Origin of the sequence: Desulfobotulus sp., from assembly GCF_034006065.1 — a bacterium.
In the GTDB taxonomy this organism is placed as follows: Bacteria; Desulfobacterota; Desulfobacteria; order Desulfobacterales; family ASO4-4; genus Desulfobotulus.
Window position 1 is genome coordinate 27,233 of the sequence record NZ_JAVETM010000026.1, and the last position, 26,296, is coordinate 53,528.

General features: G+C 55.5%; 26 protein-coding genes. 21 read left to right on the forward strand and 5 right to left on the reverse strand.

Features of this window, described 5'->3' with window-relative positions; genetic code table 11:
* Positions 1-18: 18 nt before the first annotated feature.
* Entirely contained in the window at positions 19-468 is a 450-nt protein-coding gene (aprB, locus tag RBR60_RS10650) for an adenylyl-sulfate reductase subunit beta (RefSeq protein WP_320356552.1), read from the reverse strand.
* A gap of 735 nt (positions 469-1,203) precedes the next feature.
* Here aprB and RBR60_RS10655 point away from each other — a divergent pair.
* Both RBR60_RS10655 and RBR60_RS10660 read left to right on the forward strand, forming a co-directional pair.
* Positions 1,204-1,944, forward strand: coding sequence for a YkgJ family cysteine cluster protein (locus tag RBR60_RS10655; RefSeq protein ID WP_320356554.1), 741 nt, complete (start codon positions 1,204-1,206; stop codon positions 1,942-1,944).
* A gap of 21 nt (positions 1,945-1,965) precedes the next feature.
* On the forward strand, positions 1,966-2,781 hold the full coding sequence (locus tag RBR60_RS10660) for an SDR family oxidoreductase (protein WP_320356556.1): 816 nt from the start codon (positions 1,966-1,968) through the stop codon (positions 2,779-2,781).
* A 36-nt stretch (positions 2,782-2,817) separates the two neighbouring features.
* On the opposite strand, the gene RBR60_RS10665 is transcribed toward RBR60_RS10660, so the two are convergent.
* From RBR60_RS10665 to RBR60_RS10675, 3 genes are all read right to left on the reverse strand, one after another.
* Positions 2,818-3,603, reverse strand: coding sequence for a YkgJ family cysteine cluster protein (locus RBR60_RS10665; protein ID WP_320356558.1), 786 nt, complete (start codon positions 3,601-3,603; stop codon positions 2,818-2,820).
* A complete protein-coding gene (locus RBR60_RS10670; protein WP_320356560.1) occupies positions 3,600-4,214 on the reverse strand; it encodes a YkgJ family cysteine cluster protein in 615 nt (204 codons plus the stop codon). Before RBR60_RS10670 ends, RBR60_RS10665 begins: the two co-directional genes overlap by 4 nt.
* Positions 4,215-4,334: 120 nt before the next feature.
* On the reverse strand, positions 4,335-5,390 hold the full coding sequence (locus RBR60_RS10675; protein ID WP_320356561.1) for a deoxyguanosinetriphosphate triphosphohydrolase: 1,056 nt from the start codon (positions 5,388-5,390) through the stop codon (positions 4,335-4,337).
* Between the two features lie 133 nt (positions 5,391-5,523).
* Here RBR60_RS10675 and RBR60_RS10680 point away from each other — a divergent pair, with 133 nt between their 5' ends.
* The 18 genes from RBR60_RS10680 to RBR60_RS10765 all read left to right on the forward strand — a co-directional run bounded on the left by RBR60_RS10680 (position 5,524) and on the right by RBR60_RS10765 (position 24,769).
* Positions 5,524-6,078 (forward strand): adenosine deaminase, encoded by a 555-nt coding sequence (locus RBR60_RS10680; RefSeq protein WP_320356563.1) that lies wholly within the window; start codon positions 5,524-5,526, stop codon positions 6,076-6,078.
* On the forward strand, positions 6,075-6,581 hold the full coding sequence (locus RBR60_RS10685) for a nucleoside deaminase (RefSeq protein WP_320356565.1): 507 nt from the start codon (positions 6,075-6,077) through the stop codon (positions 6,579-6,581). The genes RBR60_RS10680 and RBR60_RS10685 overlap by 4 nt, the downstream gene beginning before the upstream one ends.
* A 157-nt stretch (positions 6,582-6,738) precedes the next feature.
* Positions 6,739-7,287: a translation initiation factor IF-3 gene (gene infC / locus RBR60_RS10690; protein WP_320356599.1), complete on the forward strand. Its 549-nt coding sequence runs from the start codon at positions 6,739-6,741 to the stop codon at positions 7,285-7,287.
* A 165-nt stretch (positions 7,288-7,452) separates the two neighbouring features.
* Positions 7,453-7,650, forward strand: coding sequence for a 50S ribosomal protein L35 (gene rpmI, locus RBR60_RS10695; RefSeq protein WP_320356567.1), 198 nt, complete (start codon positions 7,453-7,455; stop codon positions 7,648-7,650).
* 158 nt (positions 7,651-7,808) lie between these two features.
* Complete coding sequence (rplT, locus tag RBR60_RS10700) at positions 7,809-8,165, forward strand: 50S ribosomal protein L20 (protein ID WP_320356569.1); 357 nt, start codon at positions 7,809-7,811, stop codon at positions 8,163-8,165.
* Between the two features lie 252 nt (positions 8,166-8,417).
* Complete coding sequence (gene pheS / locus RBR60_RS10705; RefSeq protein WP_413815463.1) at positions 8,418-9,389, forward strand: phenylalanine--tRNA ligase subunit alpha; 972 nt, start codon at positions 8,418-8,420, stop codon at positions 9,387-9,389.
* A gap of 2 nt (positions 9,390-9,391) precedes the next feature.
* Positions 9,392-11,815 (forward strand): phenylalanine--tRNA ligase subunit beta, encoded by a 2,424-nt coding sequence (pheT, locus tag RBR60_RS10710; RefSeq protein ID WP_320356571.1) that lies wholly within the window; start codon positions 9,392-9,394, stop codon positions 11,813-11,815.
* Positions 11,816-12,073: 258 nt separating this feature from the next.
* Positions 12,074-12,538 (forward strand): ribosome maturation factor RimP, encoded by a 465-nt coding sequence (gene rimP / locus RBR60_RS10715; protein ID WP_320356573.1) that lies wholly within the window; start codon positions 12,074-12,076, stop codon positions 12,536-12,538.
* Positions 12,539-12,551: 13 nt separating this feature from the next.
* Complete coding sequence (nusA, locus tag RBR60_RS10720; RefSeq protein WP_320356575.1) at positions 12,552-13,931, forward strand: transcription termination factor NusA; 1,380 nt, start codon at positions 12,552-12,554, stop codon at positions 13,929-13,931.
* A gap of 79 nt (positions 13,932-14,010) precedes the next feature.
* Entirely contained in the window at positions 14,011-16,896 is a 2,886-nt protein-coding gene (gene infB / locus RBR60_RS10725; protein ID WP_320356577.1) for a translation initiation factor IF-2, read from the forward strand.
* 105 nt (positions 16,897-17,001) lie between these two features.
* Entirely contained in the window at positions 17,002-17,397 is a 396-nt protein-coding gene (gene rbfA / locus RBR60_RS10730; protein ID WP_320356579.1) for a 30S ribosome-binding factor RbfA, read from the forward strand.
* Positions 17,378-18,355, forward strand: coding sequence for a DHH family phosphoesterase (locus RBR60_RS10735; RefSeq protein ID WP_320356581.1), 978 nt, complete (start codon positions 17,378-17,380; stop codon positions 18,353-18,355). The genes rbfA and RBR60_RS10735 overlap by 20 nt, the downstream gene beginning before the upstream one ends.
* Positions 18,352-19,266, forward strand: a complete 915-nt coding sequence (gene truB, locus RBR60_RS10740) for a tRNA pseudouridine(55) synthase TruB (RefSeq protein ID WP_320356583.1) — start codon at positions 18,352-18,354, stop codon at positions 19,264-19,266. Before RBR60_RS10735 ends, truB begins: the two co-directional genes overlap by 4 nt.
* Before the next feature lie 163 nt (positions 19,267-19,429).
* Positions 19,430-19,714, forward strand: coding sequence for a 30S ribosomal protein S15 (gene rpsO, locus RBR60_RS10745; protein ID WP_413815462.1), 285 nt, complete (start codon positions 19,430-19,432; stop codon positions 19,712-19,714).
* Between the two features lie 284 nt (positions 19,715-19,998).
* Positions 19,999-22,182, forward strand: coding sequence for a polyribonucleotide nucleotidyltransferase (gene pnp / locus RBR60_RS10750; RefSeq protein ID WP_320356587.1), 2,184 nt, complete (start codon positions 19,999-20,001; stop codon positions 22,180-22,182).
* 12 nt (positions 22,183-22,194) lie between these two features.
* Positions 22,195-23,493, forward strand: a complete 1,299-nt coding sequence (locus RBR60_RS10755) for a pitrilysin family protein (RefSeq protein ID WP_320356589.1) — start codon at positions 22,195-22,197, stop codon at positions 23,491-23,493.
* Positions 23,490-23,951: a dUTP diphosphatase gene (gene dut, locus RBR60_RS10760; RefSeq protein WP_320356591.1), complete on the forward strand. Its 462-nt coding sequence runs from the start codon at positions 23,490-23,492 to the stop codon at positions 23,949-23,951. Before RBR60_RS10755 ends, dut begins: the two co-directional genes overlap by 4 nt.
* Complete coding sequence (locus RBR60_RS10765; RefSeq protein ID WP_320356593.1) at positions 23,948-24,769, forward strand: MBL fold metallo-hydrolase; 822 nt, start codon at positions 23,948-23,950, stop codon at positions 24,767-24,769. The genes dut and RBR60_RS10765 overlap by 4 nt, the downstream gene beginning before the upstream one ends.
* A 132-nt stretch (positions 24,770-24,901) precedes the next feature.
* Here the strand turns inward: RBR60_RS10765 and RBR60_RS10770 are convergent, their stop codons facing one another.
* The gene (locus tag RBR60_RS10770) at positions 24,902-25,069 is read right to left on the reverse strand and encodes a hypothetical protein (protein WP_320356595.1); all 168 of its coding nucleotides are present in this window, start codon (positions 25,067-25,069) and stop codon (positions 24,902-24,904) included.
* Between the two features lie 628 nt (positions 25,070-25,697).
* On the opposite strand from RBR60_RS10770, the gene RBR60_RS10775 reads away from it, so the two are divergent.
* On the forward strand, positions 25,698-26,296 hold a 599-nt coding region (locus tag RBR60_RS10775; RefSeq protein ID WP_320356597.1), incomplete at its 3' end, for a hypothetical protein.

Genomic DNA, 26,296 nt, shown 5'->3' on the forward strand with positions numbered 1-26,296 from the left:
AAAACCCCAGTCAGAAGATCAGGATTTCCATACGGGAGGAGCTTCGGGAGCAGCCTGCTTGAATCCGACGCCCTCTTCGGTGAAGAGAAGGTTGGAATTCAGGTCTTTGCCCTTGGCGCCTTCGTACGCATTGGCAGTGCCTTCAGCCGTGGTGCGGATGGGGAACTTGAAGCGCTTCACAACGCCGTTCCGGAACTTACAGGTCCACATAATGTCTTCGGTGCCCATCATGGGAACAAGGTCGGAACCCATGGGAACGAAGTCAGAGTAGCCGCGAACACCGATGGCCTGGTTCGGGCAAATTTTGATGCAGGAGAAGCACTCCCAGCATGCATCCGGCTCCTGATTGTAGGCCTTCATGGCGTTGGGATCCAGCACCATAAGGTCGTTGGGGCAGATGTACATGCAAGCAGTCTTTTCTCCGCCTTTGCATCCGTCACATTTTTCTGCGATTACAAAGCTTGGCATTTACAATACCTCCCTAAGTTGTACGTTGAACCAAACTCCTGACGATAAACAATCCGGTCGGCGCACACACCGCACCGGAGACCAAGAACCCTTAACACAAGCGAGATGCAACCCAGCCCAAAGACATACGGCAAAAATTCCGATATATCTTTTTTCAGTGAGACACATCCGCACACATCGCAAAACCCACCCTTTCCGACAGAAAGCCGGAAAAACATGATTTTTCAGTGCATTACTCCGCAAACAGCAATTTTTTCTTTGAAATCAATGGGATACCCCCCACATCAATTGAAAAGCGACGTTAACACCGGGAAGATGGATTTGTCAAGAAAATTCTCCCTGAGGATTTCTTCACAAAACCCACCACAAGAAATCAAACCACAAAAAAACAATATATATGATACGAAAAACCAACCACCACACGATGTGGTAGCCAAACCCCTACATTGCAAAACACTGTTTTCAGATCAAACGCCTTTGAGATTGATTCCTGACTCACAAAGGACCTTCTTTTCAACCATCCGATAACAGATAAGATAACTTTTTTTGACTCAGCGAAAAAACCACCCCTTGGCCACCTCGCTCCCAATGTCCCCTGCGATCCCCCCTTGACACCCGGCTCAAAAATACGGATGACAGGGGCGCGGGACCGGAACCAGGCTTTCAGCATCCTTCCCGCCCGACCATGGACAAACACCCGAATTTTTCCTCCAGCCACCATGAAGAAAGAATTCCATGACCCAGACACCGGAAGACAGCTTCCTACCCATTGACCCAGGCGCCGCCATCTGCTTTTCCTGTCATGCGGAGCGATCCTGCTTCAATCACTGCTGCCATGACATCTCCCAGGTTCTCTACCCCTATGATATTCTCCGACTCAAAAACCACCTGGCCCTCAGCTCTTCCGCATTCCTGGCGACCTACTGCACAGTCTCTGACGGCGAGAGTACAGCATTGCCCGTTGTCACATTCAAACTGGATGCAGGGCATGACTGGGCCTGCCCCTTTGTGAACGATGAAGGATGCCGGGTATACCCCGATCGCCCCGCATCCTGCCGCATCTTCCCCTTTGCCCGTGGCCTGGTCCGAGACAGGGCCACAGGCCGCATCACAGAGCACTATGCCCGGATTCCGGACCCCCAGTGCCAAGGATTCACCGAACCTCACAGCCTCCCCTTTGCCCAGTGGCTCGGCGGACAGGAACTTGCCACCTACAATGAAATGAACGACGCCATGATGCCCCTCATCAGCCTGAAAAACCGGCTTCGCCCTGGCCCCCTTGAACCCTGGGAAAAAGAAATTTTCATCACCGGCTGCTATGATCTGGACGGTTTCCGCGATGGCGCCTTCCGCTCAGGGCAGCTTGTGGACCTTTTTCCCGAAGAGAGGCTCCTTGCCGCAGAAAAACATGAAGAAAAGCTTCTGCTGCTCGCTCTGGAGTGGGTGCGCTTCCGGCTTTTCGGAAAAAGCCGCTGACACCCAAAGGAGACTTACTCCATGCCCCTTACCGGAAAAATCGCCCTGGTCCCCGGATCCGTCCGGGGCATTGGCAGGGCCATCGCCCTGGATCTGGCTGAGCGGGGGGCTTCCCTGGCCCTCACCCGGCACGACTGGCCGCAAGATTTTGAGGCCATGGAAAAGGCATTCCGCCAAAGCGGCCGCCCCTTTCGCATCTTCGACATTGACCTGCGTCAAACCGCCGCCATACCGGAGCTTGTGGAGGATGTCCGACGCCATTTCGGCCGACTGGATATTCTCATCAACAATATCGAGCGGGGAGGCATGCCCGTTGTTCATGGAAAATACACCTGCGAACAGTGGAATCTGGAGCAGGAAACCACGCTGAGGGCCAAACACTGGCTGGCCGAGGCCGCCCTTCCCCATCTCAAGGCTTCGGGAGATGGCTGCCTTATCAATATATCTTCCATTGCCGCACTGACGGGACGCTCCGGTCCCGCAGGTCTTCTTTTCAATGAAGGCTACGCAGCCGCCAACCGGGGCATTTCCATCCTCACAGAAACCTGGGCCCGGATCGGTGCGCCGGAAGTCCGCGTCAATGAGTTGATGCTGGGCCTGGTGGAAACCCGGCACGGACCTGACACCCGGGGCTGGTCCCTGCTCACGGATCCCGAAAAAGCAGCCCTCACCAACCACACCCTCCTCCGTCGCATTGGTCGTATTGAAGATGTGGTCCGGGCCATCCGTTTCCTTGTACTGGAAGCGCCTTACATGACCGGAAGTCTGCTGCGCCTGGATGGTGGATATGTACTGGGAGGCGAGAAAGTTCCCCCCATGCCCATGGGCGTGGAATAAACCCTGCCTGCACAGGCCAAAGGCCGCCCTGGAGTCTCATTTCCTGGGCCGCATACTGGTCACAGCCATACCCCAGACGCTGTGGCGGATCCAGTCAAAACCAAAGCGCAGGAGTGCTACATCATCCCTTTTGATCTTACGCTTAAGATCCGGATCCACCTTGTATCGTTTAAAAAAGCTCGATTCAAAGAGAAAGGCGCGGAAAGCATCCAGGTGATAGACGGACATAAAGGCCATCTTTCCCTTTTTCCCATAAAAACCTTCAAGCCCCCAGGGATCTTTGGAAAAGAGCGACCGCACCAGCCCCCATTCCCGGGTCATGCGATTGTGCCTTTCCGCATCCTGATCCTTGGCCCAGGCTTCCAGCGTCCAGAGCTTCTCCTCCTTCTGTCCCATGCAGAAATCCGGAGGCCGGAAAAAGGCAACGGCTTCCACCACCCGGCCATCGGGGCTGAGAATCGTTCCCTGTTCAATGGGAAAGGTGCGACAGGTGTCCGGCCTGTCCATATAAACGGAACAACCAGCCTCTGTGAGAAAAGGGCAGGTTTTCTCCTCGTTTTCCGCCATCCGCAACAAAACCTCAGGAAAATATTCCCCCTTACGCATCACCACATCTGTGTGCCGCTCCATAAAGGTTTCAGAGGAAAGATGTAAGGCCTTGCAGAGTCTCAGGACATCGTAGGGATACAGATACAGGTCCAGGTTGCGACAGCACAGATTGAAACAGGAAAGCCCCCCATGGCAACGGAAGGCAAAACGCTCCCCCGCCAGGATGCGTTTTCCCGGCAATGTATCCAGAGCCTCCACATCCAGATGCTTCATCGGCTGACCTCCGTTCCCACTTCCGGCATGGGCAACCCCAGGATCTCCGCAATGCTGAGACGGATACGTCCTGCAAAACCCGAGGCCTTGCGCAGATCCTGTTCCAGCAGGGCCAAGGCCCTGTAATGCGGCGTACGATCCAGACGGGCATCCTCCCTGTCGCCAAACACCGCACACCCCGGTCCTGCAACTTCACCATCCCGGCCCTGCATTTTCCAGGGGGTCCCGTGCAACCGACAGATCATGGGTCTGTGGGCATACACCCGGCAGCGGCCTTCCACGTTCAAAGGACAGAGTCCCCGGAAAAGCCCCGTATTCCCCTTTTCATCATGGGCTTCCATGGCCCTGCACAGAGCTTCCGCCTTCTTCTCCATGACCCTGCGTTCTGCTTCCGGAAGCACGGAAAAACCCTTAAGAAGATACAGCACTTCAATGAGGGTATGGTGATAAAAACGGGTCTCACAACAGGTATCCCGGCAGCCCGTACAAGTAAAACCCATTTCTCCCGTCACCGCATCGTACGCCCTGTCCATTTCATCAAACAAGGTGGCGATCCTTGAAAAAAAAGAAGCCAGCACCTCTGGTGCAAGCCCCGTTTCGAGACCTTCCATATCTTAAAAACTCCTCCCCATCAGGAATCCCCATGGATCCCAGCATGCCTGCTTCGGATTTTTCCAGGGCAGACGTCAAAAAAAACGGCCTTTTCGGCCGCAAGCAGCCACAGGCCTCCCTCAGAACTGGGGAAAGGGCATAAAAATTCTGTGGTAAAGATTCAAGGAATACCGGTCTGTCATGCTGGCAATGGTGTCGCAGACCACCTGTTCCCGCACATCCCTGTCCGGATCAAAGGGCAGAAGCTCCATGCGCATCAGCTCAGCCTGCAGCCCCCTTTCATCATCCATGAGATAATTGAAAAGCTCCGTCAGAATTTTTTTTGCCTTCACAAACTCGTTATGAACCCTGGGTGATCGGTACACATTCTCAAAAAGGAACTGGCGCAGCTCCGCCATGGTCTCATACACAGGGTCACTCATGCGCAGACAAAACCCCCCCTCCCCCATCCCGCTGTGAAAAATCAGATCCCGGATCATGGTGGTCCCCCGCGCCGAATGGCTTTCCCCCAGAATTTTCCGGCAGGATTCAGGAATCTGGCTCCGCTGGATCACCCCACTGCGCACAGCATCATCCAGGTCATGGTTGAGGTAAGCAATGATGTCCGCTATGCGCACCACCCGACCTTCTATGGTGATGGCCGTCTCTCCGGGCTCGGTGGGAATAATATTCCCAAAACCCTTGGAATGTTTTAGAATACCATCTCTGACCTCGTAGGTCAGATTCAGCCCTTCCCCCCGCTTTTCCAGAAGATCCACAACCCGCAGACTCTGGGCTGCATGGGAAAAATGCTTTGAATAAATCTCCTTCAGCACCGTTTCTCCAGAGTGGCCGAAAGGTGTGTGCCCAAGATCATGGCCCAGAGCCACCGCTTCCGTGAGATCCTCATTCAGGCGCAAGGCCCGGGCAATGGTCCTTGCCACCTCCGCCACTTCCAGGGTATGGGTCAGTCGGGTTCTGTAATGATCCCCGAGGGGAGATAAAAAAACCTGGGTCTTATGCTTCAAACGCCTGAAACCACTTGAAAAAACAATGCGGTCCCTATCCTGTTGAAAAACCGTCCGGATGGGGCATGGCTCTTCCCGTTTCCGACGTCCCCTGGAGGCTGCTGCGCGGCAGCCATAGGCCGCAATGAAACCTGCTTCCCTTTGTTCAAAATCTTCTCGTATGGACATAAGATTGCCAGCCTGCCGGAATTCAGCTATCGTGTCATGGGAGTTCATCCTTTCAAACCGAGGGTCATCCTATGCACAAGAGTCCGCACCTTGTAAAGAGTCGAAGAGAACTTTCACGAAATTAAGGTCTCCCATGGGAAAACACCATCTTGTCCTTGGCCATACCCAGGATATCCTGAGCGGAAAAACCATTGAAGACACCCATGACAACCGTTACCGTCAGAAACTCGCCCATCGTCTTCTGGAAATGGGCTACACGACCCGGGAGATTCAAAGCCACATCCCACTCGTCCTGATATGCGGAGAAAAAAGAGCAGCCATCCATCTGGATTTTCTCATCCTTGCTCCAGGGAAATCCCCCCTCCTCATCCGGTATGCACCGGGTTCCCTGGTCACCCGCCGCACCCCGGCCCGGGCAGCGGCGCTGCTCATGGGCGCCCCCCTTGTTGTAATCAGCAACGGCGAGGATGCCGAGCTTCTCCATACCGCAAGCGGACGTCTCCTGGGCCAGGGACTTGAGGCCATACCCCAACCCCACAAACTGCCCCAGAGCCAAAAAGATTCTCAAGCCCTCTCACCGGAGCTGAAAGAACGCTGCCACCGCATCCTCTATGCCTTTGAAGTCAATGATGCCTGCCCCTGCGATGACGCCGTCTGCCACCTGGATCCGGAGCCTGAAAGCCCATGAACCCTGACCACCACTTCATGGGGCAGGCCCTTGCCCTGGCTCAGACCGCCCTGCAGGAAGGAGAATTTCCCGTTGGCTGCATCATCACTGTGGAAAATCGCATTGTTGTGACGTCAAGGCGTCAGGCCTCCTCGGGAGATTTACCCAGCGAAATCACCCATGCGGAAATTCTCGCCCTCCGGGAACTGGAACAACGCCTTCCCAGAGAAGCCCGCAGGAAAGCCACCCTCTATGCTACCATGGAGCCCTGCCTCATGTGCTATGCGGCCACTCTGCTCTCCGGCATCGGCAGAATCGTCTGGGCCTATGAAGACGCCATGGGCGGGGGCACTGCCTGCAACCTGGATGCCCTCCCTCCCCTCTATGCCGAAAACCGCCCTGAAATTCTCCCCCATTTCCGCAGGCAGGAAAGCCTTGCCCTCTTCAGGGAATTTTTTCAGCGTCCGAAGAATACCTACTGGAAAGACAGCCTGCTTGCCCGTTATACCCTCAAGACCCTCTGACCCTCCCTTTTTTCCGTCCGAGAGTCTGCCCGTTTATTTTTTCTTGCACATCCATGCAATATAACGTATATACGCATGCTGACCATCTTGAACCGATCACTTTTTATTGTCAGAGTGATTTCAACGCTTAACGCGCACCACGAGGAGGTCCGGTATAATTACCAACGGACGCCAGCAGGGGCAGGAGCCCCCTCAGCAACAGAGTCGAACCCGGATCAATCGCAACATCCGGGCAAAGGAAGTCCGCGTCATTGATCCTGAGGGCGAACAGCTCGGGATCATGCCTGTGCCCAAGGCACTGGATATTGCCGCAGGTCTGGCCCTGGACCTGGTGGAAGTTTCACCCCAGGCCAAACCCCCTGTATGCAAGATCATGGATTACGGAAGGTTCAAATATGAACTGACCAAAAAACAACAGGAAGCCCGGAAAAAACAGACTGTTGTCCAGTTAAAGGAAGTCAAGGTACGCCCCAAAACCGGCGACCACGATCTGGAAACAAAACTGAAAAATATCCGGAAATTCATTGAGAAACGAAACAAGGTCAAAGTGACCGTCATGTTCCGGGGTCGGGAAATTACCATGAGCGACCGGGGTCGCAGTGTACTGGAAGGCATTATTTCCCAGGTGGAGGACATCGCCACCGTGGAGTCAACGCCCAAATTTGAAGGGCGGACCATGATGATGATTCTTGTCCCCAAAGCCTGATTTTTTCATTGCGGATCCACGCCATGGCGTTTATTCTTCTGGCGCGTATTTTCTACGCGCCAGTATTTTTGTTTTTTACCAAGGCGTCCGGACCGTTGCAGCGCGGTCCGGAGGTGATCGACAATCCTTAAAAACAGGATGGTTCAAGGAAAGGGAGGCCGTTTCATGCCCAAAATGAAGACCAACCGGGCCGCAGCCAAGCGTTTTACCCGTACAGGCTCCGGTAAATTTAAAATCCGGAAGGCCAACTCAAGTCACATTCTGACCAAAAAAACCCGTAAAAGAAAACGGAACCTCCGCCAGGGTCAGATTGCAGACAAAACCAACCAGTCCCAGCTTCTGCGGCTTATGCCCTACGCATAGCCGAGACCCGGCTCCATCCGCGCCTTACATCAGGGGGCGCGCCGCTCCGAACCTCGTCATCACAAGGGTCGCCATGGCCCTGTCCTCCGGGGTGCTTCTGAATCCGGAATGCGGGGATCTGCCGGTTTTTTTAAATGTCTTTTTGAGGAGATTTTCCCATGCGCATTAAAAGAGGCTTTAAAGCCAGACACAGACGTAAAAAGGTTCTTACCCTCGCCAAAGGTTTCCGTGGTGGCCGCAGCAAGCTCTTTCGCACAGCCGCCGACTCCGTGGACAAGGCGCTCATGTATGCCTTCCGCGACCGTCGCCAGAAAAAACGGGATTTCCGCCGTCTCTGGATTGCCCGTATCAACGCCGCATCCCGGATGAACGGACTTTCCTACAGCCGCCTGATCCATGGCCTCAAGATGGCCAACATCGATCTGGACCGCAAGGTTCTGGCAGAGCTTGCCATTTCCGATCCCGAGGGTTTTGCCATGATTGCCAAAACCGCCTCCGACAAGCTGCAGGCATAAAAGAATGGGCGGACTCCGCACAGGACCGCCCCTCTGCCTTAGAGAGCGCACCGTATCACCAGGGTCGCACAAAAGCCGGAACCTCCGCCCTCTCCGGGTTCGGGAGTTCCGGTTTTTTTCATAAAAACCTTATCTGCTTTTGAAGGACCGGAAGCCCACATTCCATCCTGAAAAAGAGCGACCCCCACCTCCAACCACCGATACAGGGCATAAGACGTGGACATCAGCATTGAACAACTCAGAGAAGAGGCCATGGCCGCCCTTGCCGGCATTGCTCATGCCGGAGAACTTCAGGCCCTCAGCGTCCGATACCTGGGCAAAAAAGGCCTTTTAACCCAGCACCTGCGCACCATGGCCAGCCTGCCTCCGGAAGAGCGCCCCGCTTTTGGACAGAGGGTCAATGCCGCCAAGGAAGCCCTTGAGCAGGCCATCAGCGAAAAAAAGGCCCTTCTTGAATCCGAAGCCGCAGACCGGTCCGCAGACATTGACATCACCCTTCCCGGCCGGAGACCTTCCACAGGAACCCTCCACCCTCTGACTCGCATCCGCAGAGAAATTTCCGACATTTTCAGCCGCCTGGGTTTTGAGATTTCCGAAGGCCCGGAGGTGGAGCTCGACTGGTACAACTTCGAAGCCCTCAACATCCCGCCCCACCATCCGGCCAGGGATATGCAGGATACCTTTTATGTTTCCGAAAAGGTGGTGCTGCGGACCCACACGTCCCCCATTCAGATCCGCTTCATGGAAAGCCACACCCCTCCCATCCGCATCATTGCGCCGGGCCGGGTTTACCGCTGCGATTCAGACATCACCCATACCCCCATGTTTCACCAGATTGAAGGACTGCTTGTGGATGAAAAGGCCAGTTTCGGAGACCTTAAGGGGATCCTCACCGCCTTTATCCACGCCCTCTTTGACAAGGAAACCAGCCTTCGGTTCCGCCCAAGCTTCTTCCCTTTCACAGAACCCAGTGCAGAAGTGGACATCCGTTGCGTCATGTGCAAGGGCAAGGGCTGCCGCATCTGTTCCCAGACCGGCTGGCTGGAAGTTCTCGGCTGCGGCATGGTGCATCCCGTACTCTTTGAAAACACAGGCATAGATCCGGAACGCTACCGGGGCTTTGCCTTTGGCATGGGCGTGGAGCGTCTTACGATGCTCAAGTACGGCATCGACGATCTCCGGAAGTTCTTTGAAAACGACATCCGATTCCTGGAGCAGTTTTAGTCATGAAACTCAGCCTCAACTGGCTTAAAAGCCTGATACCCGTACCCATGGCACCCGAGGATCTGGCCCACGCCCTCACCATGACCGGCCTCGAAGTGGAAGCCATCGAGCGCCCCTTCGCCCACCTCGACGCCATCCGTGTGGGCCGCATTCTCGACATTGCCGCCCATCCCAATGCGGATAAACTCCAGACCTGCAGGGTGGATACCGGAGATGAAATCTTCCATGTGGTCTGCGGTGCCCCCAACATCCAAAACGGCATGATGGCCCCCTTGGCACCCGCAGGCGTACAGATGCCCGACGGAACAGTGCTCAAAAAAGGCAAAATCCGGGGAGAAATCTCCGAAGGCATGCTGTGCAGCGCCAAGGAACTGGGACTGGATGAAGACCATTCCGGTATTCTGGCCCTGCCTCCGGATACCCCTCCCGGCCTTTCCTTTCCAAAGGCACTGGGGCTGGACGACACCGTTCTGACCATCGGCCTTACCCCCAACCGGGTGGATTGCGCCAGTGTCATGGGCCTTGCCCGGGAAGTGGCCGCATTCGGAGACAGGCCCTTTGAACCCAAACCCCTGGAGCTGCCAGCAGTCGATCCGGCAGTGGGCAAGATCCAGAACCACGCCTCTGTCACCATCGAAGACCCCGAAGGCTGCCCCCGGTACGCCGCCCGTCTTGTTGTGGATATCACCGTTGGGCCCTCACCCGCCTGGCTGAAAACCCGACTCATGGCTTCAGGTCTCCGCCCCATCAACAACATTGTGGATATCACAAACCTTGTCATGTTGGAGACAGGCCAGCCTCTCCACGCCTTTGACTTTGACACCCTTGCGGATCAGCGCATCGTGGTCCGCAAAGCCAGAGATGGAGAAACCTTCGTTACCCTTGACGAGAAGGAGCGAAGGCTGGACACTGGCATGGTCATGATCTGCGACGGGGAAAAGCCCGTGGCCATCGGCGGCGTCATGGGCGGCCTTCATTCCGGGGTGACAGAAAAAACCCGGCGGGTTCTCATCGAAAGCGCTTGCTTTGACGCCCCCTCCATACGCAGGACCGCAAAGACGCTGGGCCTTTCCACAGATGCGGCCTATCGTTTCGAGCGCGGCGTGGATCCCCAGGGCACCCTCTATGCCCTCAACAGGGCTGCGGGCCTTATGGTGGAAGTCGGAAACGGAAAACTGGTGGATGGCACCCTGGACATCCATCCCAGACCCCAAACCCCCTGCACCCTCACCGTCGATGCCTCCTTCATCAATCAGCGCATCGGCCTCTCCCTTTCTGCGGAAACCATGGCCAGCCTTTTGAAGAAGGTGGGTTTTACCGTCCGCGTTGCAGACGAAACCCTCACCCTCAGCCCCCCCTCCTTCCGGGTGGATGTGTCCCGCAAAGAAGACATTTCTGAGGAAGTGGCAAGGCTCTTTGGCTACGACAACATTCCGGTCACCTTCCCGGAAATGCCCGCAGAAACCCGCTTTGATCCCCCAGAAGTACGTTTCCGCCGCACGCTTCAGGATGAAATGTGCGGACTGGGATTTCATGAGGTAATCACCTACAGCTTTGTGGCCAAAGACAGCGCGGAAAAAATGCGTCTTTCCCAGGACCACCCATTGCGGCCTTCCGTAAGCCTGCAAAATCCCATTTCCGAAGATCTGGCCGTGATGCGCACCAGCCTGGTCCCAGGCCTGCTTTCAACCCTGGCCCGGAATATTGCCCAGCAGGAAAAGAATCTGAAAATCTTTGAAATCGGCAACACCTTTATTCCCCATGCGGACCAGGACCTCCCAGAAGAAAGGGAGATTCTGGCTCTCGCCTGGACCGGCTCCCGCAGCGGCGCAGGTTGGCATACCCGACCTGCGGCCTGCGATTTCTTTGACATCAAAGGCAGTGTGGAGGCATTGCTCCGCATTCTCAGCATTCCCGAGGCAGACTTCACACCCCCGACCAACCCGGCGGATCTGCCCTGGACCCGCAAAGGGGCTGCGGCCTGCATCCACCTTGGGGAAGAGATTTTCGGCCTCGTCTATGAGGTCCATCCTGAAACCTGTCGTCTCTTTGACATCAAACAGCCGGTCTTCATGGCAGAGCTGGAACTCACAGCACTCATGAAAAACCGCAAAATCCTGCACGCCTCCCGGGAGATTTCCCGGTACCCCGCCACTTTCCGGGATGTCACACTGATTCTTGATACCCACATCCCCGCAGCGGATGTCCTGGCGCAAGTGGAAAAGGAAAGACCTTCTATCCTGGAATCCTTAAGCATCCACGACCTCTACCAGGGTGAAAATATTCCCCAGGGCAAAAAAAGCCTGACCCTGCGTATGATCTACCGTTCCGCCACAGAAACCCTTGCGGATAAAAAAGTGAACAAGGTCCAGGAAAAAATCACAGAAACCCTGCTCCGCCAATTCAACGCCACACTCCCGGCATAAAATCTTTCTTCAGCCCCTGCCCCCTTCTGGGCAGGGGCTTCTCCTCCACCCTGCCCTTAAAAGGCTTCTTGACAAGCAGAACAAAATACCCTATTTATTCTTCTGGTATGTATTTAAACCTGCGTCAAATGCCGTAAAGGATCGGAAGCAGGCTTCTTCCGCCCATACCAACAGTACCGGAATCGCCACGGAAAACGGGCCGCTGCCCGTTTTTTCTTTATGCAATTCCGGTCTTCCTTTTGCCTTGGAGGAAACCGGTTGCAAACCGAAAACCACACACTGATCCATCGCATCCAGGACCTTGCCCAGCCCTTGCTGGAATCCCACGGGCTGGAACTTGTCCTTGCAGAGTTTGCCTCTGAAAACGGGAGACGAATTCTTCGCATCCTCATGGACAAACCCGGCGGGATAACCCTTGACGACTGCGCCCGTTTTGCCAGGGAGTTCGGTTACCTCTTGGACATTCACATGGATATTCCGGGTCAGTACACCCTGGAGGTGTCATCTCCCGGAATCAACCGCCCCCTTGTAAGCCCTCGGGATTTCGAACGTTTCGCAGGAGAAACGGTAAAAATCCGGACCCACGCCCCTCTGGAGGGGCAGCGCAATTACAAGGGGGAACTTCTGGGCATCACTGAAGGTCAGGTGACCATCAAGCTTGCCGAAAGAACCGTTGCCATTCCCTACGGGGAAATTCAGTCGGCGCGGCTCTGCCGGGACTAACGGAGAGCACATCATGCTGTTTAGCGATATCAAAAGGGTCATTGAACAGGTCAGTCGGGACAAGGGTATTCCCATGGAAGTCCTCATCCAGACCCTTGAAGAAGCCCTGGAATCTGCGGCAAAGAAAAAACTGGGATCCCACATTGATGTGGAAGCCCAGTACAATCCGGATCTTGGAGAAATTGAGGTCTTCCAGTTCCGGGAGGTGGTGGAAGACGTCACCCACCCGGATTTCCAGCTCAGCCTTGAAGATGGCCGAAAACTGGACCCGGATTGTGAAATCGGAGACTCCCTGGGCACCAAGCTCGATACGGCAAGCTTTGGTCGCATCGCAGCGCAATCCGCCAAGCAGGTGATCATCCAGAAAGTCAAGGATGCGGAACGCAATGCGGTCTATGATGGGTTCATTGACCGCAAAGGCGAGATCATCAATGGCATTGTCCAGCGCGTGGATCGGGGAGACATTCTGGTTAACCTGGGGCAGACGGAAGCCCTTCTGCCCGCACGGGAGCAGATTCCCAGGGAAAGCTATCGCAGGGGTGACCGCATCCGGGCCAGCATCATGAAGGTGCTTCAGGACAGTCGGGGACCCCAGATCATTCTCTCCCGTACCCATCCCCAGTTTCTCACAGCCCTCTTCCGCAGCGAAGTGCCTGAGGTTGCCGAAGGTACGGTAACCATTGAAGCCGCAGCCAGGGAACCAGGAATCCGGGCCAAGATTGCCGTATCTTCCCAGGATTCCGGGGTTGATCCCGTGGGGGCCTGTGTGGGCATGAAGGGCTCCCGGGTTCAGGCCGTGGTCCAGGAACTCCGTGGAGAAAAAATTGACATTATCCCCTGGAGTCCCGATGCGGCCCGCTTTGTCTGCAACGCCTTAGCGCCTGCAGAAATCCTGCGGGTGGTGATTGATGAGGACAACCGGGCCATGGAAGTGATTGTGCCCGATGAATTTCTCTCCATTGCCATCGGCAAAAAGGGGCAGAATGTACGTCTGGCTTCCAGGCTCACGGGCTGGCACCTGGATGTGAAGAGTGAGGCCTCCTACAGCCAGGCCATGAAGGAAGGTTACGCCGCTCTCATGGGGATTCCGGGCGTGGGTATGACCCTGGCCGAAGCCCTGTACGGCGCAGGTTTTACCACCGTACGCGAGATTGCCGATGCGGTTGTGGAAGATCTCATGGAAGTTGAAGGCGTGGATGCCCAGATGGCGGAAGCCATGATTACCGCAGCCATGCAGACCATAAGCCGTGAAAAAAATGCCCAAAGACCCGATCCTTCAGTGACTGCGCCTTCCGAAGAGGACGCGTCAGAGGAATCGGAGACACCTAGGATGGATGAAAACCGGAAGGTCCCCGCAGACGAAGCGGCGACACCGGAATCGGAAAACGAATAATTCCGGACCGGAAAGACCGCGGTAATTCGGAAGCTTCAGGGGTAAAGACCTCTGCTACCGGTGATGAAGGGGGATATGGATGGGACGTATGCGAGTCTACGAGCTGGCCAAGGAACTGAATATGACGAATAAAGCGCTCCTCGACAAAATCGCAAAAATGGATGGTGTTGAGGTGCGTAGCCACATGAGCGCCCTGGAAGATGGCGAGATTGAAGCCATCAAGCGCTTTGTGCTGGGAAAAGATACGGAAGAAGAAAACCGTCGGGTACAGCCGGCCGTAGTCCGCCGCCGCAAGCGCCGTTCCGGACGCTCCGGCCAGAACGCTCCACAGACGCAGCCAACATCCGCTGCCAATGGCGCAGAACAGCCCTCAGCCCCCATGGCGGAAAAGGCGGATACACCCGCACCCGAGACAGCGGCACCCCAGGCAGGCAGAACTGGGGCCCGTCCTCCCAAGCCCGCCCGGCCCAACCATGCGGCCAGGATTATTTTCCGCCCTCCCGAGCCTGCCCCTGCGCCCGCTGCGGAAAAAACCGCATCTCCGACTGGCCCCGTTGCCGCTCCTGAAGCCCAGAAATCGTCTGCAGGCCTTCCCCCGCGCGCGGCAAAACAGGAAACGCCCGTCCCTCCCGCAAGCCCAGAGCCTTCTGTCGAAAAGGTCGGGGAGAGTGTCCTGTCTGCGGCCGAGACCCCGGCCATGCCCGAGACATCCCCTGCCGCCATACCAGAAAAAATTCTTTCTGGAGACAGGGAAAAAATGGATGAGATCGGGGCAAACGACTCCGATGAAGCCGCCCGCATGGCCAGAAAAAAGAAAAAACCCACAGCCGCCAAAATCATCAAACGCATTGACCCGGCTGTTCTCCAGCAGATGAAGTCCGACCGCAGCCCGGCCAAGCCTGCGGCGCGGCCTGCAGCACCTGCGGTGGTTGTGCCTGCGGAACCCGATCCCCTGGAGCTCCTGCTTGTTCCCGACTCTGCTGCGGTTTCGGATACGCCTTCCAGCGGCAGCCGTAAAAAGAAAGGCAAAGACAGCCTTTCCAAGGATCTGGCGGAATCCCGTGAAGAAGAGAGTGATCGCAGAGGCAAAAAGAAGGGCCGCAAACGCGCCATTGTGGAAGGCGACGCACTCTACGCAAAAGGCAAAAAGGGTAAAAAGGGTAAAAAGCAGGAACTGCACCAGAAAACCCAGATCACCGTACCCAAGGCCATCAAGCGCCGTATCAAGGTCGATGACACCATTGTTCTGGCGGAGCTTGCCAAGCGCATGGGGATCAAGGCCAGCCTGATGATCCAAAAACTCATGATGATGGGCGTCATGGCCACGGTCAACCAGACCATTGACTATGATACCGCCGTTGTCGTGGCCTCAGAGTTCGGTTTTGAAGTGGAAAGGGCCTCCTTTGAAGAGGAAAATATCCTTCAGGCCCACGAGGACAAGCCGGAAGAGCTCATCACAAGGGCCCCTGTGGTTACGGTCATGGGGCATGTGGACCACGGCAAAACCTCCCTCCTTGACGCCATCCGTCAGACCCATGTGGTCACCGGCGAAGCGGGTGGGATCACTCAGCATATCGGTGCCTACTCCGTGGAAACGGATCGGGGAAGAATCACTTTCCTGGATACGCCCGGTCATGAAGCTTTCACAGCCATGCGCTCCAGGGGTGCCAAGGTCACAGACATTGTTGTCCTTGTGGTGGCTGCGGATGACGGTGTCATGCCTCAGACCGTGGAAGCCATCAACCACGCCAAGGCCGCAGAAGTTCCCATCATTGTTGCCGTCAATAAGATGGATAAACCCGGTGCGGAACCGGATCGGGTCAAACGGGAGCTTTCTGAAAAAGGGGTTCTTGCGGAAGACTGGGGTGGGGATACCATTTTCAGCTATGTGTCCGCAAAAGAAAAGCAGGGCATCGATACCCTCCTTGAACTCATCCTCCTTCAGGCGGAGGTTCTGGATCTCAAGGCCAACCCGGACAAGAAAGCCCTGGGCCATGTGGTGGAAGCCAAGCTTGATACGGGCCGTGGCCCCGTTGCCACGGTGCTGATTCAGGAAGGCACTCTCAAAACCGGTGACGCCGTGGTCTGCGGCATCCACCATGGCAAAATCCGCGCCATGATCAGTGACACTGGCTCCGTGATGACGGAAGCCGGTCCCTCCATCCCCGTTGAGATTCTGGGACTTTCCGGTGTACCTGAGGCCGGAGACGAGCTTTTCGCCTTAAAGGATGAAAGGGATGCCAAGCAGGTTTCCCAGCACAGATCCCAGAAACAGCGGGCCAAGGAACTGGCCAAGACCAGTCGCATGAGCCTTGAAAAGCTCTTTGAACAGATGGAAGAGGGTGAAGTCAAGGAACTCAACGTCATCCTCAAGGCCGACGTCCAGGGATCCATCGAAGCCCTGCGTGATTCACTGGCCAAGCTCGCCACCCAGGAAGTGAAAATTCATATCATCCATGCCGCCACAGGTACGGTGACAGAATCGGACATTTCTCTGGCGGCGGTTTCCAATGCCATCATCCTGGGCTTCAACGTTCGTCCCGGTGCCAAGGTTCACGAAATGGCCAAGGAAGAAAACGTGGACATGCGCTTCTATGATGTCATCTACAACGCCCTGAAGGATATCCAGGACGCCATGGTCGGCATGATGGCCTCCACCTTTGAGGAAAAGGTTCTGGGCAGGGCCGAGGTTCGCCAGACCTTTGTCATTCCCAAAATCGGAACCATTGCCGGATGTTTCATCACCGATGGCAGTGTCTTCAGGAACCAGAAGGTCCGCCTGCTCCGGGATGGGGTGATTCTCTACGATGGCCGGATGTCTTCTCTCAAACGATTCAAAGACGACGCCAAGGAAGTGGTCAAGGGCTATGAATGCGGTATCGGCATTGAAAACTATAACGATGTGAAGGTTGGGGATATCATCGAATCCTATGAGATCATTGAGATCAAACCCAAGCTGAGCTAGGCTTGACACACCTTCATTTTCATCGGAACATAAAAACCGCCCGGTGCATTTCTGCACACCACCGGGCGGCTTTGTTTGTCGCCCAACCACAAAAGGAGTTTTTCCATGAAAGCCTCTCCCAGATCCGACCGGATCCGAGGCCGGATCCGCGAGGTGATCTCCACCCATCTTGCAAGAAACGTTCAGGATCCCCGCCTGCATCTTGTCACAGTCACCGCCGTGGAACTGAGCCGGGATCTGCGTATTGCCACGGTTTTCTTCACCACCGCAGGCGGTCCCGAAGCCCAGGCCAACGCCCTCAGGGGCTTTGAAAGCGCCAAGGGCTTTTTAAAACGCAATGCGGCAAAGGATCTGGGGCTGCGCTATATGCCGGATTTGCGTTTCCGCCATGATGATTCCTTTGACTATGGCGCTCGCATGGAAAAAATATTCCGGACGATCACCCCTTCCCAAACGCCGAGTGAATCCAAAGAAGGCCCTGATGATGCAGAACATACTTGAACAGGCACAGAACATTCTGCTGGTTTCCCATGTACAGCCGGATGGAGACGCCATCGGCGCCCTGATGGCCTTGGGCCCCAGTCTTGAAGCCCGTGGAAAAAAAGTTGTGATGTACAACGAAGATGGCCTGCCCCCAGCCTTTGCCTTTCTTCCGGGAGCCGAGCGCATTACCCGGGATCCCGGTCCTCTCCAGGTGTTTGATACGCTGGTTGTGCTGGATTCTGGGGATGCCGGTCGCATGGGAGTTCTTCAGCCGGAACTCGAAAAGATTCCCCGGATCCTCAACATTGATCACCATCCCAGCAATACGGCCTTTGGTGTTTCTAACCTCATTGACCCCGACGCCGCTGCCACCACCGTACTGATTTATCGCCTTCTCAAAGGGCTGAACTGGCCCATCCCCAGGGAAGCCGCCTGGGGAATTTATACGGGAATCTTTACGGACACCGGCGGATTCCGTTTTGGAAATACCAATACCGAAGCCCTCTCCATTGCTGCCGAAATGACAATACTGGGCGTACACCCCGAAACTGTGGCTCGCCATGTTTACGGAAAATACTCCTTTGCCTATATCCGCCTTCTCCAGAAGGCGCTGAATTCCATCCGGCTTTCCGCCAGCGGCAGACTGGCCAGCATGGTTCTCACCCGGGCCATGATTGAAGAAAGCGGTGCCGATGACACGGAAGCCAGCGGTCTTGTCAATTATGCCCGTCAGATAGAAGGGGTGGAGATGGCCGCCCTGATCCGGGAAAAGGAAAACGCACCGGGATCCCCACCTTCTTATAAAGTAAGTTTACGTTCCAATGGCCGCATGGACGCCACACGCATCGCCCTCCGATTCGGCGGTGGTGGTCACAGGGCCGCAGCCGGTTTTCCCATTGCCATGGAGCCTGAAGAAATCCTCAGGGTGCTGGAAGAAGACATGGCCGCCCAGGAAAGCCAGAGCGACCATTCATGAACAACCGTGACGGTATTCTGCTCATCGACAAACCCCAGGGTCTCAGCTCTGCGGGTCTGGTTGCCCGTCTGAAAAGGACTTTGGCCCTAAAAAAAGCAGGGCATGCAGGAACCCTGGACCCCTTTGCCACGGGCCTCATGGTAATCTGCCTTGGGAAAGCCACGCGTATTTCCCGCTATTTTCTCGGCGGAGATAAAAGCTACGTGGCAACCCTGCGCCTTGGCTGCACAACGGACACCCTGGACCCCGAAGGCCAGATCACGGCCACCGCAGCCGTACCTTTTCTGAATGAAACGGAAGTCTGCGAAACCTTTGCCCGCTTCACAGGCCCTCTCATGCAGGCGCCGCCGGTATATTCGGCCTTAAAGCACAAGGGGGTTCCCCTCTACCGCCTGGCCCGCCAGGGAAAACCGGTCCAGAAACCGCCACGCCCGGTCATCGTGCACAGTCTCCACCTTTTGGAACTGCAGCTGCCTGAAATCCGCTTTGCGGTTCACTGTTCCTCAGGTACCTACATCCGTACCCTGGCTGCGAATCTGGCTGAAGCCTTTGGCACAGTGGGCTATCTTGCCGCCCTGAGACGCACGGCAACCTGCGGGTTTACCCTGGAGGACGCCTGCACCCTGGATATCATTCTCCCAGGCGCAGAGACCACCTCCCAGGGGCCTCCGCTGATTTCCATGGCCCATGCCCTTGGCTTTCTGCCTGAAATCTGCGCGAATAATACTTTGACGGAAAAGATCTTTCATGGCAAAGTGCTCTGCACAGCGGATTTTCCCGACGCTGTCCCGGATGCAGGTCCTGTCCGCATCGTGGATGCTCAGGGAAGACTCATGGCCGTGATCCGGAAAGAGGAAGACCAACCGGATAGATTCTGCTATGATGCTGTTTTTATGCATGGCCCTGATTAGGCCGTGATTTTTTGTTTCCACACTTTCCAACCTCTGGATGTATTCAGGGGGAATGGCAGTCTTTCACACCCAGGGGTCCTTTGCACGCAGTTTAAGCACAAGGCTTACGGTCTGAATGGAATATCGGATCGAAAACGCAGAGGAACGAACATTCTTATTCCAAATGAGGAGAAACACCGTGGTTTTCACCAATGAGCAGAAAAAAGAGATTATTGAAAAATTCAAAACCCATGAGTCGGATACCGGATCTCCGGAGGTGCAGGTTTCCCTGCTCAGCCATCGCATCGCGTACCTGACCGAGCACCTGAAGATTCACAAAAAAGATCATGCTTCCCGCAGGGGGCTTCTCATCCTGGTCGGTCAGCGCAGGCGCTTGCTGAATTACCTCAAAAACAAAGACATGCAACGCTACAGAAACCTCATCGAAGCCCTCGGACTCCGTCGGTAACTGTTTCGGGGAAAAGGAAAAATTCCTTTTCCCCGAAATCATAGAAAATCCCTTCCATTCCCAGACTCCCGGAGCCAGAATGGACGGATTTCCCCGATACCATCAAACACAAACCCCTGCCTCGGCAGTCACCCCAACCGTTTTCCGGGCACGAGGGACTTCCGCAAAAACACCTTCGCGCTTCCTGAAAAAGAATCTTCTCAGTGAAACGCCAAGATGTTTCTGCGTAAGTCCGTTTGCAAAGGATGCCCGGCACACAAGCCTACGCAAAAGGAGCTTTTCATATGCAATTCACCTATTCCGCAGAAATCGATGGAAAAACCATCTCCATCAGCACCGGCAAAATCGCCAAACAGGCTTCAGGCAGCGTCATGGTCCAGTGCGGAGAAACCATTGTACTGGTCACCGCCGTTTCCTCCAGCGAAGAGCGGGATATCGATTTTCTTCCCCTCACCGTGGAGTATCAGGAAAAAATCTATGCCGCAGGCCGCATTCCCGGCAACTATTTCCGCAGAGAAATGGGCCGACCCAGCGAAAAGGAAATCCTCACCTGCCGACTCATCGACCGCCCCATCCGCCCGCTCTTTCCCAAGGGCTACCGCAGTGAAATCCAGATCATCGGTACCGTCCTTTCCATGGACAGGGAAAACGATCCCGATGTCCTGGCCATCATCGGCGCTTCCGCAGCCCTCACCCTTTCCGATATTCCCTTTGAAGGGCCCATTGCCGGTATCCGGGTGGCCCGCATCAATGGGAAATTTGTCTTTAATCCCACGCTCTCGGATCTGAAAAACCCCGCTTGCGACATGACCATTGTTCTGGCTGGCTCCAAAACCGGCATCACCATGGTGGAAGGGGGAGCCAGTTTTGTCAGTGAAGGCGATGTCATTGACGCCATCTTTGCCGGTCATGCCGCCATGCAGCCCCTGATCCAGATCCAGGAGCAGCTCCGGGAAAATATCGGAAAAGCCAAACGCAGCTTCACTCCGCCTGTGGTGGACGAAGTACTCGCTGCAAAAGTGGCGGACCTTGCGGCCGCCCCCCTGGCCGCGGCCCTCAAGGCGGACGACAAAATGGTGCGGAAAAACAATGTCAGCGCCGTTAAAAAGCAGCTCATGGAAGACCTCGGAGAAGAGGGCGTGGAGCGTAAAGCCGAAGTGGCCACGCTCTTTGAAAGCCTCATGAAAAAAGTCAGCCGAAAAATTGTTCTGGAAGAAGGCACGCGGGTTGATGGAAGGGCCTTTGATGTGGTCCGCCCCATCACCTGTGAGGTGGGCACCCTTCCCCGCCCCCATGGTTCCGCCCTCTTTACCCGCGGTGAAACCCAGGTTCTGGGCGTTCTCACCCTGGGTTCCGGCCAAGACGAGCAGCGCATTGAAACCCTCTCCGGTGATGAAACCAAACCCTTCATGCTGCACTACAACTTCCCACCTTTCTGCGTGGGTGAGGTGAAAAGGGTCGGGGCTCCCGGACGCCGGGAATTCGGCCATGGCGCCCTCGCCACCCGCGCCATCGAAGCCGCCCTTCCGGATCGTGACAAGTTTGAATACACCATCCGCCTGGTTTCCGAGGTCACCGAATCCAACGGATCTTCCTCCATGGGTACGGTCTGCGCCGGAACCCTGGCCCTCATGGACGGCGGGGTCCCCATCAAGGCTCCCGTTTCCGGCATCGCCATGGGCCTTGTGAAAGAAGGCGACAAGGTGGTCATCCTCTCTGACATCCTGGGCGATGAAGACCATACCGGCGACATGGATTTCAAAGTAGCCGGGGGTGAAGCGGGCATCACAGCCATACAGATGGACATCAAAATCCCCGAGCTTTCCCGGGATATCATGGAAAAGGCCCTGGCCCAGGCCAAAGAAGGCCGTATCCACATCCTCAACCGAATGCTGGCAGCCCTCCCCCAGACCCGTGAAGCCCTTTCTCCCTATGCACCCAAGGTCTTTACGGTCAAGATCAACCCCGATAAGATCCGGGATCTCATCGGACCTGGCGGTAAAATGATCCGCGCCATCCAGGCGGACACCAACTGCAATCTTGACGTGGATGACTCCGGTACCGTAAAAATCTCCGCCGCCAACCTTGAAGACGCCGAAGCCGCCAAAAAACTGGTGCTTGAAATCTGCATGGAACCTGAAGTGGGAGAGATCTATACGGGCAAGGTGGTCCGCACCACAGATTTTGGCGCCTTTGTACAGCTCAAGCCCGGAACCGACGGCCTGGTACACATCTCGGAACTGGCCCATCAACGTGTGCAGAAGGTCACAGATGTGGTCAAGGAAGGGGATGAGCTTCGGGTCAAGGTTCTTGAAATTTCCAGAGACGGGAAAATCCGTCTCAGTCATAAAGCTCTTCTGGAACCTCCCGCAGGCGCGGAAGCCCCCTCCGAAAATAACGGAGAACAGGGCCGCAGCGAGCGCCCCCGCCGGGATGATTCCAACGGCCCCAGACCCCGTCGGAGATAAAAAAATTTTCATATGGACCCGATGACCTGCAAAACCACACTGGCCAACGGTGTCCGGATTCTGACCCACCAGGTGCCCCATGTGCGATCCGTCGCCATGGGCGTCTGGGTGGATGTCGGCGCCCGCGACGAATCCGAAGAGGAAGCGGGCTACGCCCACTTCCTGGAACACATGATGTTCAAAGGCACCAAGCGCCGCTCCGCCTATGAGCTGGCCAAGGCCTTTGACGCCATTGGCGGACAATCCAACGCCTTTACCACCATGGAAACCACCTGTTACCACGCCCGGGTCATGGATACCCACCTGCCCATCATGGTGGACATCCTCTCGGATATGTTCCTCAACTCAAGCCTTGATCCCGAAGAGGTGGAAAACGAAAGACCGGTGATTCTTCAGGAAATCGGCATGCTGGAAGATTGCCCTGAAGATTTTGCCCATCATCTTCTGGAAAAATACGCCTGGGGAGACCATCCCCTGGGTAAATCCATCCTGGGGTCTCCCAAAAACATCCAGAATGTCCGATCCGAAGACCTCCTGACCTTTTTCCGGAAATACTATTGTCCCTCCCGGGTTATTGTCTCCCTGGCTGGCAACCTAACACACCAGCACGTTGTGGATCTTTTGGCCCCTTCCTTTGAACGCCTGATTCCAGGGCCTGGACGCGCGGAACGCAAAACCCCGGTACTCCAGCGCGGGGTGCGGGTCACAGCCCGCCCCATTGAGCAGGTGCATCTCTGTCTCGGCGCCCCCGGCCTTGCCATCACCCATGAGGATCGTTTTGCCGCCTCCCTGCTGACCACCATTCTGGGCGGCAACATGAGCTCCAGACTTTTCCAGGAAATCCGTGAAAAACGGGGATTGGCCTACTCCGTATACGCCTTTTCATCAGGCCACATGGATACGGGCATGATGGGCATTTATGCCGGTGTCGCGCCCAGCACGGTGGAGACCTCTGCGGAGTTAATTCACAAGGAACTCAAAGGGCTCTGCACAGAACCCGTGACCCTGGAAGAGCTGGAAGGGGCAAGGGCCTACACCAAGGGGAACATCCTTCTTTCCATGGAAAACACGGAAAATCTCATGGTGAAACTGGCCCAGAATGAAATTCATTTTGGTCGCTATCTTCCTGTGGAAGAAACCCTGGCCCGGGTGGATGAAGTCACACAGGAAAGCATCATGGATCTTGCCCGAATTGCTTTTGGAGAAAAACATTTTTTGGTTTCTGTCCTCGGTCCATCGGACAATGCGGCGGCCTTGGGTGAGAAATTCGGCATGCCCATGAAAGAGGCATGCGGAGAAAAAAAATCATGACCTCCCTCTCGATTCCCATTGTCCGCATGCCAGGTGCAGAGGACCTTCCCCTTCCCACCTACATGACAGCCCTGGCGGCGGGAATGGATATTCCAGCCGCAGAAAGCCGCATCCTTGAGCCCGGAGACATCGCCCTCATTGCCGCAGGTTTTTCCATGGCCCTGCCTCCGGGTTTTGAAGCCCAGATTCGCCCAAGGAGCGGACTTGCCATCCGCCACGGCGTCACGGTCGTCAATGCGCCCGGAACCATTGATGCGGACTACAGGGGCGAGGTTAAGGTCGGGCTCATCAATCTTGGCAGAAAAACCGTGGAAATCCTGCGCGGCGACCGCATCGCCCAGATGATTATAGGCCCTGTTTCCCAGATCCGCTGGCAGGAAGTGGATCGCCTGGAAGCCACAGTCCGTGGCGAAGGGGGCTTTGGTCATACGGGAAAAGGAGAGGCAAAAGGGCCATGAAAGAGGGTTGTGGCGCCGCCCGTCCATCCGGGATCACCCTTACCGTGCTGGCCAGTGGCAGCAAGGGCAACTGCCTGCACATTGACGATGGTGAGACGGCCCTTCTGGTGGATGCGGGCTTTTCATGCAAGGAACTTCTCCGCCGCATGGACAGTGTCGGTATTTCTGCCCAGGGCCTTTCCGCCATTGTGCTTTCCCATGAGCATGGCGATCATGTGACTGGTGCGGGCGTCCTTTCCCGCAAACTGCACATTCCGGTATATGGCACCTCCGCCACTCTGGACGCGGCCAAAGAACGCACAGGCTGTCTGCACCAGAAAAGGGAAATCACCTGCGGTGTCCCCTTTGCCATCGGCAGCCTCCTCATCCATCCCTTTTCCATCCCCCATGATGCTGCGGATCCCACAGGCTTCACCGTGAGTTCCCAAGACATTAAAATCGGCATTGCAACGGACCTTGGCGTGGCCACGACCCTGGTCAAAAGCCACCTCAGGGGCTGCCATGCTCTGGTGCTTGAAGCCAACCACTGCCCGGAAATGCTGGACAAAGGCCCCTATCCCTGGCCTCTCAAACAGAGGGTCAAGGGCCGCACGGGCCATCTATCCAATGAATCTGCCAGGGATCTTCTTCAGGATCTTCTGCACAGGGATCTTTCCCAGGTTGTCATCGCCCATCTCAGTGAGCAGAACAACCAGCCTGAACGGGCCTGCCGCGTGGTGGGACAGGCTTTGGCCCACTCTTCTGCCAATCTGATGGTGGCCTGTCAGGCAAGGCCTCTTCCCCCTGTCCGGGTCGAAAAGGCCCCCCTTTCCCTTTAATATCGCTTGGATAAAAAAAGTCCTCGTCCTTTTCCTTTCCGCCCTTTGCCAAATAAAAAACCGGCAGATGCCGGTTTTTTCTTAACCCCCGATAAACGCTGCAAGATTCTGCGTTCTCCCCTGAAGTTCCCTTTATTTGGGACGTTTAAAGCGATACTCCATCTTCATTTCCTGGGTATTGGGTGTTACTCCGAAAAGAGTCCAGCCTCGTTCCTGGTAATGGCGTATGGATTCATTGTGACGCATGGCATTGAGGCCATCCATGAGGACCTTTTTATATTCAACCTTTGTATTCAACATGGGACACCTCCTGATTCGGAAAGGGTTACGGGTCCAGGCAATGCTTCCAAGCCAAAGACCAGATCATGCAGGGGAAAACTTAAAAGCCCTGCACCTAAGGTGTTCTCTGTTACGGAGCGCCTGAACCGGGTTCCGGCAAGGCGCATCTCCACGGACGCAGCGCATTTTCATGCTTCCATCGGGTACAATAGACCCATCGCCCAAACAACAAAGAAAAAAGTAAACCCGTGTGGGGGGAGACCACAGGACACAGCGCAGGCCCGGAACCAGAAAAGCCGAGCCGGAGAGGAAGGTACTTCAAGCAATAAAATCTATCATTTTATTTTTTACGTCAAGCTTTTTTTTAGATCATCCCCTCTCCACAGCCCATTGAACAAAAAAGGTACACCATTTCATCCCGTCAGGACCATGATCCTCCCCCATCCTCCCCTTTTTTCAAGATGCAGCGCACAGAATGCGTTTTGCAGCCTATGCTGTATCCGCACTTTTTCAGACTGCTGCACATGGGTGTTTACAAAAAGGCCCCAATCCTATAAGGAAGCAACTTAAACTGCAGCATCCATCTGACTGAATGATAAAAAAACGTGTCCGGCCCAGTCAAGGGCCGACCGAAAACAAAGGGGTTATCATGGCTAAAAAAACAACCAAGAAAAAAACCACGACAAGCCCAAAAAGCACCGGCACAGAAAGCAGTGAGAAAAGCAAGGCCAGCAGCACAACCAAGTCCGATTCGGCCCCAAAAACCACCGCTGCAAAAAAAACAGCCACGGTGAAAAAGGCGACCACAACCGCAAAAACCAAAACCTCCCCAGCCAGCGCCCCAAAGGGTAACCTTCTCCTGCGGAAATTTGACGTCTGGCAACCTGAAAAGCCCTTTCAGCCTGCTGCTGCCCCCCCAACGCTCCCCTCAGCCCCCCCCTTTTTTACCTCTGAAGACCCCCAGGAGGTAATCCGCGTCAAATCCCTCCTGCTGCAGACCTACACATCTGAGGATCTGAAAAAAGCTGGAGAAGAGGCACGTATCCGCGCTGAGGAAGAAGCTCGCAAAAAAGCCGAAGAAGAGGCGCGTATCCGCGCTGAGGAAGAAGCTCGCAAAAAAACCGAAGAAGAGGCGCGCATCCGCGCTGAGGAAGAAGCTCGCAAAAAAGCTGAAGAAGAGGCGCGCATCCGCGCTGAGGAAGAAGCTCGCAAAAAAGCCGAAGAAGAGGCGCGCATCCGCGCTGAGGA

What these genes read in the sequence shown, in the direction of transcription:
- RBR60_RS10670 (WP_320356560.1), bottom strand. Translation starts at nt 4,214, where the DNA reads ATGGAAGGTCTCGAAACGGGGCTTGCACCAGAGGTGCTGGCTTCTTTT.
- truB (WP_320356583.1), top strand. Translation starts at nt 18,352, where the DNA reads ATGAACAACCGTGACGGTATTCTGCTCATCGACAAACCCCAGGGTCTC.
- pheT (WP_320356571.1), top strand. Translation starts at nt 9,392, where the DNA reads ATGAAACTCAGCCTCAACTGGCTTAAAAGCCTGATACCCGTACCCATG.
- RBR60_RS10755 (WP_320356589.1), top strand. Translation starts at nt 22,195, where the DNA reads ATGGACCCGATGACCTGCAAAACCACACTGGCCAACGGTGTCCGGATT.
- RBR60_RS10680 (WP_320356563.1), top strand. Translation starts at nt 5,524, where the DNA reads ATGGGAAAACACCATCTTGTCCTTGGCCATACCCAGGATATCCTGAGC.
- pnp (WP_320356587.1), top strand. Translation starts at nt 19,999, where the DNA reads ATGCAATTCACCTATTCCGCAGAAATCGATGGAAAAACCATCTCCATC.
- RBR60_RS10665 (WP_320356558.1), bottom strand. Translation starts at nt 3,603, where the DNA reads ATGAAGCATCTGGATGTGGAGGCTCTGGATACATTGCCGGGAAAACGC.
- aprB (WP_320356552.1), bottom strand. Translation starts at nt 468, where the DNA reads ATGCCAAGCTTTGTAATCGCAGAAAAATGTGACGGATGCAAAGGCGGA.
- pheS (WP_413815463.1), top strand. Translation starts at nt 8,418, where the DNA reads ATGGCCGCCCTTGCCGGCATTGCTCATGCCGGAGAACTTCAGGCCCTC.
- infB (WP_320356577.1), top strand. Translation starts at nt 14,011, where the DNA reads ATGGGACGTATGCGAGTCTACGAGCTGGCCAAGGAACTGAATATGACG.
- dut (WP_320356591.1), top strand. Translation starts at nt 23,490, where the DNA reads ATGACCTCCCTCTCGATTCCCATTGTCCGCATGCCAGGTGCAGAGGAC.
- RBR60_RS10660 (WP_320356556.1), top strand. Translation starts at nt 1,966, where the DNA reads ATGCCCCTTACCGGAAAAATCGCCCTGGTCCCCGGATCCGTCCGGGGC.
- rpsO (WP_413815462.1), top strand. Translation starts at nt 19,430, where the DNA reads ATGAGGAGAAACACCGTGGTTTTCACCAATGAGCAGAAAAAAGAGATT.
- rpmI (WP_320356567.1), top strand. Translation starts at nt 7,453, where the DNA reads ATGCCCAAAATGAAGACCAACCGGGCCGCAGCCAAGCGTTTTACCCGT.
- RBR60_RS10735 (WP_320356581.1), top strand. Translation starts at nt 17,378, where the DNA reads ATGATGCAGAACATACTTGAACAGGCACAGAACATTCTGCTGGTTTCC.
- RBR60_RS10685 (WP_320356565.1), top strand. Translation starts at nt 6,075, where the DNA reads ATGAACCCTGACCACCACTTCATGGGGCAGGCCCTTGCCCTGGCTCAG.
- rbfA (WP_320356579.1), top strand. Translation starts at nt 17,002, where the DNA reads ATGAAAGCCTCTCCCAGATCCGACCGGATCCGAGGCCGGATCCGCGAG.
- RBR60_RS10765 (WP_320356593.1), top strand. Translation starts at nt 23,948, where the DNA reads ATGAAAGAGGGTTGTGGCGCCGCCCGTCCATCCGGGATCACCCTTACC.
- RBR60_RS10675 (WP_320356561.1), bottom strand. Translation starts at nt 5,390, where the DNA reads ATGTCCATACGAGAAGATTTTGAACAAAGGGAAGCAGGTTTCATTGCG.
- rplT (WP_320356569.1), top strand. Translation starts at nt 7,809, where the DNA reads ATGCGCATTAAAAGAGGCTTTAAAGCCAGACACAGACGTAAAAAGGTT.
- nusA (WP_320356575.1), top strand. Translation starts at nt 12,552, where the DNA reads ATGCTGTTTAGCGATATCAAAAGGGTCATTGAACAGGTCAGTCGGGAC.
- RBR60_RS10655 (WP_320356554.1), top strand. Translation starts at nt 1,204, where the DNA reads ATGACCCAGACACCGGAAGACAGCTTCCTACCCATTGACCCAGGCGCC.
- RBR60_RS10770 (WP_320356595.1), bottom strand. Translation starts at nt 25,069, where the DNA reads ATGTTGAATACAAAGGTTGAATATAAAAAGGTCCTCATGGATGGCCTC.